The organism is Okeania hirsuta, assembly GCF_003838195.1.
Taxonomy (GTDB): Bacteria; Cyanobacteriota; Cyanobacteriia; order Cyanobacteriales; family Microcoleaceae; genus Okeania; species Okeania hirsuta.
Window position 1 is genome coordinate 1 of the sequence record NZ_RCBY01000713.1, and the last position, 522, is coordinate 522.

At 38.9% G+C, this 522-nt stretch carries 1 protein-coding gene; it reads left to right on the plus strand.

Going from position 1 to position 522, the window contains the following annotated elements; all coding sequences use genetic code 11:
• A partial coding sequence (locus D5R40_RS33830; RefSeq protein WP_124155942.1) for an NADH-quinone oxidoreductase subunit B family protein occupies positions 1-453 on the plus strand: 453 nt, incomplete at its 5' end.
• Between the last annotated feature and the right edge of the window lie 69 nt (positions 454-522).

Here is a 522-nt window from a genome sequence, read left to right on the forward strand (position 1 = left end):
AATCATGTCGAGGTTGTTTATAGTCCGGTGGGGAGTGATATTAAAGAATATCCAGAAAATGTTGATGTTTGTTTGGTGGAAGGAGGTATTGCTAATCAGGATAATTTAGAAATAATTTTTGAAGTTAGGAAAAAGACTAAGACGTTAATTTCTTTTGGAGATTGTGCTGTTACTGCTAATGTCCCAGCTATGCGAAATATGTTGGGTGGTACGAAACCTGTTTTAGAAAGAAGTTATTTAGAGTTGGCAGATGAAAATCAACAATTACCACATGCGCCGGGAATTGTACCAGAATTACTTGATAAAGTTCGACCAGTGCATGAAGTTGTTCCTGTGGATATTTTTATGCCTGGATGTCCGCCTTCTGCCGATAGAATTAAGGCGACTTTAGAACCTTTATTAAAGGGTGAAATGCCAAAAATGGCAGGTCGAGAAATGATTAAGTTTGGGTAAAAGAAGAAGGAGTCAGGAGACAGGAGTCAGGAGACAGAATTAAGCTAGGGTAGGTTGGGTTAAGCGGTA